Raw genomic sequence first — 5,906 nt, forward strand, 5'->3', positions numbered from 1 at the left:
TATTTAAAAAACTAATTTCGTCATCCCTAATATTTTAAAAAACAACACATGGCTTCAGGATTTTTTGCCATTCTAGATGATATAGCTGCGCTCATGGACGACGTCGCGGTTATGAGTAAAGTGGCTGCTAAAAAAACAGCTGGAATTTTGGGTGACGACCTTGCCGTCAATGCAGAAAAAGCTTCTGGTTTTATGACTTCACGCGAGCTCCCCGTTTTATGGTCTATTACCAAAGGCTCTTTACTTAATAAAGTGATTATTCTGCCTATTGCTTTTTTACTGAGTGCCTTTTTGCCTGAAGCTATCACTATAGCTCTCCTGCTTGGAGGTTTGTATTTGGCTTATGAAGGTGCAGAGAAAATCTATCACTATATAGGTCCACATCCACATTCCAAAAAAAAAGAATTCAAAAGTGCCAAAACTAAAAGTGAGACGATGTCCTTGGAAAAGGAGCGCATCAAATCGGCGATTGTGACCGACTTTATTCTCTCGGTAGAAATTATCATTATTGCTCTGGGCACAGTGGTGGATACCAAATTATATTTATAATGCCGTATGAATAAATTGAATTATACGACGACCTAACTCAGTACAGGTTTTTTGATTGATGAAAAGCATCTTTTAAAAACTACAACAATCCAGATTAAGCCATCGTTTATTACGCTCTAGTTTTAAATCAATTCTTAAAATCAATTCATGGGAATTTAGATTCTGGCCAATGCTGGAGAGATAATTTTCATAAGCATATCCGATTCTGTATTTTTCATTTATAATTAGAGATACCATCGCACTCAGTGAATTTTGATGGCGATAAGACACGCCTATCTCATATTTTTTATTTAGGATAAAATTTGCGTTTATATCTACGGATACAGGCAAAGTGGGAGTGTATTTTATCATCGTAGAAGGTCTAAAAACAATATCACTAAATTTTGAAAGCTCTATTGACATGCCGCCTGTAAGAAAATAATTACCACGCTCTAAGCCTTTTACGGTTTGTACATCATCTTGTAATCTAAAAACTGGGGATTCAAATAAATTTTGTGAAGATAAGCCCACATAAAAATCTTTTGAACTGTATAAAAATCCAAACCCCAGATTATCATATTGTCCTGTTGTGGACGCATATATTTCGTCATCTACTGTAATGCCACTGGCCAAATCATTATTAAAAAAAGCTACGCCACTTTTTACTCCAAAAGACAAGCGTCCGAACTCAGATGTGGGTATCGTGTAAGAAACGTCAAAATTAAGGCTGGTGTTATCGACCAAACCTATTTTATCACTTATAACCGTAGCTCCAAAACCAAAACCTGAATTGATCCTAGTATTTACCGAAAATGTGCTTGTTTCTGGTGCGCCTTCAATATTAATCCATTGTCTTCGTGTAAGAAGTGCAGCATTTAAATCTGATTTAGACCCAACAAATGCGGGATTCAGTACTTGCATGTTATAAAAATATTGTGCGTAGTGTGGTGCTTGTTGCGCATACACAAAAAACACATTTAGCAACAAAAAACAAAAGATTCCAATCTTCAATTTACTTGTGAATTTTATATGTGTGATAATAACATTTGTCATCTTATAAGTTGGATAAATCCAGTTTTAGGTTTGGTAACGCCATCATTATAATCTAAGGAGTAAAAATAAACACCTTCAACAATCCGCTTTCCATTATTAGTTCCATCCCACCAAATAGGACTTAAACTGCCATTATTACTATAATTATATAGTTCACTTCCCCATCTATCAAAAATATCCAACTTAAAGTTTGGGAAATCTTCTAAACCATCAATTTTAAAGACGTCACTGCGACCATCATTGTTTGGTGAAAATAAATTTGGGAAATCATTATCTTTAAGTGTTCCTAATCCCCTGATTCCTGATGAGGAATTAGATATCTGACCTAATGTTATCTCAGCAGTTAAGTTCATAGTTTCGGTTTTTTCATTCAAACTATCATCTATCGTTGGAATATCCTGAGTAAATGAAGTTTCTAAAGCGGGTATAGACGCACTTGCAAAAAAGGAAGGATAATCACTGTTAATTGTTGTTGTAATATCTTCAGTTTTAAGATTAAAATTTATTGGTAAAAAATTACCCATGGATGCACCGGTTGTTTCATTAATAAGCGTCACGATAAATACCAATGGGTTACCTTCTACAACCGTTGGATTTGTTATAACCATAAATGGATCTGGGTCGATGTCCAAAATTGTCCCTGTCTTTGTCAAATCTTCATTACCTATATTATTTGAGATGACGTTTCCAAATACATTTAGGTATTCTTCGTCGGGCTCATTTAGATTATCTAAGAGGGTGGTGATATTAAATGAAATTCTATCATTAGGATTACCTGGATCTATGGTTCCTATTATATTTAAGGTTTCTGTTATGGCTATATAGTCCTCTGGAGATAGTGCTGTATTATCCTCGCTTACTATATCAATATCTGTAGGTCTAGAGCTCGGGTTGCTTAAGCTAATAGTATAAACTAAATCTTCCCCCTCAAATTCAATGACATCCTCCATGGTTATATTTGGTAGCGGATCGTTATCTAGAATAGTGCCTATGCCAATTGCTTCTGTATTTATGGTGTTGCCAGAGGTAATGGTAGCAGTTAAGGTAAATAATTCATCTAATTCAGAAATGTTATCATTAACGGAAGTGATCTCAAAAGGAAAAGTTTCAGTAAATCGAGGAATCACAAATTGATTATCGACGACTGCATTATAATCAAAAGGCGAAATTGCGACATCGTATATAGTGGTTGTTCCTGTTCCATCTGTTGTGAAAAGGTCAATTTCCACTGGAGATGCAGATTGTACTGGAATGGTATTGTCATTGAATCTAACCAAAGAAAAAATAAATTGTAAGTCATTTCCCTCAACGACAGTTACGCCATCTAATAAGACTACAATGGCCATGATCTCTCGCCAGTCCCTTTCTGGGGTAGTAGCATAGTCAACATTTGGAAAATCTGTAGGTCGTTGTCCGTTTGTTGGATTTACTCTGCTGTTATCAGTGTCATAGCCGTCATCCAAGCCATCACTGTCTGCATCTAAACCTGAGGCTGTAGTCTCTGGAGTATCATCATTATCAAAGTCCCAGCCTTCAATGCGATCATCTCTTATATCGTCATCAGAGTTAATATCTATATAATCAAAAGCAAGATCTCCTTCTGTATCTACTGGGGTTAAGCCATTTGGATAGGCTGTATCAACTCCGTTTTCTGTAAATGTATTAGTTGGTGGCACGAAGCTGTCTGTTGGTTGTGCTTCTATAGTATCTACAATACCGTCAGCATCGGAGTCTATATCCAAATAATTTGGATTTGCATCCATATCCGTATTCGCAATCGGGTAAGTGACCGATGCATTAGGGCTATCATTGTTTTCTAAAGTATCGTCTAATCCATTTGAGCCAACACTAGTATTGGTTTGGCCATCACTATTGGTGTCGGTAGCAGAATTACCAACTTCATTAATATCAAAAATACCATCGTTATCGGAGTCTAAATCAAAATGATTGGGTACACCATCGCCATCAAAATCGAAACTATCAATAATTCCGTCACTATTAGTATCTGGTCCAAAATCTGGATCTCTATAATTTGGTATAAAATCGGCATCATCGTCATCCAAGGGATCAGCACCATTTGATTCGTTTATATCTAAAATAGTATCGTTGTCATCATCAATATCAACTGCGTTAGAAATACCGTCATTATCTGTATCTGTGGAAGCATTAACCTCTATGCTGTCCGTACTTCCAACATCACTTAGTGGGCCTTTGCCAGAAAAGTTTATTGTGTTTTCCCCAATACAATCTTCATTTAAAACAACAGTAATTTCAATAGTTATAGTTTGACCTGCCTGTAAAAGTCCAGAAGCTCCATCAAAAATTTTAAAGTCTGTATCGCCATCGAAGTTCGTATTTAAGGTAGGATTTGTGGCAGCAGTACTTTCAACTATTTCAGGAGGAGTGAAGGATACAGGGGGTTTTCCACATATATCAGAGAGATTTTCTTCCAATTGTAAGTTTATTAAATCCACCACTGGGCTCGTGTTTGTAACAGATAATTGAAATGTAAATTCTTCATGTTCCAAAATTCCGTTTGGCGCAGTATTGGTTTCAGTTATGACTTTTTCGCTAGATGCCGATGGAGTAAATAGAAAAGACATCCCAAGAGAAACACAACTGCACTGGTTATCAATTTCGGGTACCGATGTTGTGTTTGGATCATAATACCTGTCTAAATGCTCTCCTAATCCATCTTCCCAAGTCACAAAAGAATATAGCCTTCTATTTTCTAAAGTATCCTCATCAAAATCATCTAAAGGTCCCTGCGTCTGGGAGCGCGTAATCTGATTAAAGTCATTATTAAGGGAATTATTGACAGGTGCTATTAGGTGAGATATTTCTAAAACGATAGATTCACCAGGTTCTAAGGTGGTACTAGGCACTAGTAAGGTGGTATTTGTGTCACCGTCATAATTTGTATTTACAGTCACTGTTGGTCCTGAAACTTGCTCTAGGGTAAGTTCATTAAACGTTAATTCATTTTCTAAAAAGCTACCTAGCCCCATATTAAAGTTGACACTATTAGCCGTCTCGGTTCCATCGTTGGTAATGGTAACAGTATTTGTGAAATTATAAGTTCCGTCTGGGTTTACTTCAGGGCTAAAAACGGGTATGTTTAGATCTGCCGTGATAATGGCTTCAGTGGTATGAAAATCTGTAAGATTTAACGAAATATCATTACTACCGGCTGAAGAGGTAAGGTCTAAAATAGCATTAAATTCAATTCCAGAATCCGAAGGTGTAGGATTTAGCCTGCCGTCACAAAATGGATTTACAGATATACAATAAGAAATAGTTACAATTTGCCTTGGATATAATATGGCGTCATTTATTGTTTCCGTATCGAATAAGACACCAGAGGTACCCTCCAGAAAGTCTTGGTTTACATTAATAGTGTTACTAAACACAAGTGGATAAGGAGTTTCACTAAAATTATCAGTAATTATAGTTACATTATCAACGGATGTCACACAACCCAAACCGTAAATCGCATTAAAATCTTCAGATATTTCAATATCCCTAATCAAGCTAAGAGGATTAGAATCTCTTGCAATACTTTTATTTTCAAACCTAAATTTGTATAGTATTTTATAATTCCCATCTGAACTAAACCCTTGATTACAAGATTCAAAATCTAAAAACTCTATTAAATCTTCAATGTCTTCAACAATTAAAAAAAGGATTGCCGATGCTTCATCTGTTCCATCAGAAATAGTATACGTTATAGGCGGAACACGCCCTGCGTAATTAGAAGATGGATTAAACGTATAACTACCATCAGCATTTAGTGTAAAATCCCCCTGAGGAAAAGTTACTGTCTCCCCAACAGGGAATACATTGCCGTCGTTGATAGTAAATGAAATCACGGTTAATGGGTTTTCACCTTCAGAAGTGTCATTTCCTAAAACACCCGGGGCGGGTGCCGTTAAAGGTGTATTGATATTTGCAGTGTCGTAATCGTTTTGAGCAACAGGAGCTAGCGATAAAGACAAATTTCCTGAAGCTGAAGACGTTTCATCTGCTATTTTATAAACCCTAACGGGCACACTACCGTTAAATTTGGGGGTGGGGTTGTAAGACAAACTACTATCGGTATTACTATTTATACTTCCCTCAGGAATTGTCGCTGTTTGTCCATCTGAATAATCAACATTATTTATTTTGAAACTTATGAGGGCTAAATTATCCCCATCACTATCAGCATCGTTTTGTAACACTCCGATGGCAGCATCGATTTCCAAAGTTCTATCTATTCGACTGGTATAAAAATCATTAGAGATTCCAGGGGGTGTTTTTCCGAAAGTGAATTCAGAACATATAAG

Annotated in this window: 2 protein-coding genes and 1 pseudogene; 1 reads left to right on the forward strand and 2 read right to left on the reverse strand. The window is 36.4% G+C overall.

What is annotated here, in order from left to right; translation table 11 throughout:
- Positions 1-48 precede the first annotated feature (48 nt).
- Positions 49-531 (forward strand): annotated as a pseudogene (locus CXF67_RS03865) (DUF808 family protein); the annotation flags it as partial.
- A 90-nt stretch (positions 532-621) separates the two neighbouring features.
- Here the strand turns inward: CXF67_RS03865 and CXF67_RS03870 are convergent.
- Both CXF67_RS03870 and CXF67_RS03875 read right to left on the reverse strand, forming a co-directional pair.
- Complete coding sequence (locus tag CXF67_RS03870) at positions 622-1,581, reverse strand: PorP/SprF family type IX secretion system membrane protein (protein ID WP_102087540.1); 960 nt, start codon at positions 1,579-1,581, stop codon at positions 622-624.
- The coding region (locus tag CXF67_RS03875; RefSeq protein ID WP_145990373.1) for a T9SS type B sorting domain-containing protein at positions 1,578-5,906 on the reverse strand (4,329 nt) is incomplete at its 5' end. The genes CXF67_RS03875 and CXF67_RS03870, both read right to left, overlap by 4 nt.

Origin of the sequence: Psychroflexus sp. MES1-P1E, assembly GCF_002836055.1 — a bacterium.
GTDB lineage: Bacteria > Bacteroidota > Bacteroidia > Flavobacteriales > Flavobacteriaceae > Psychroflexus.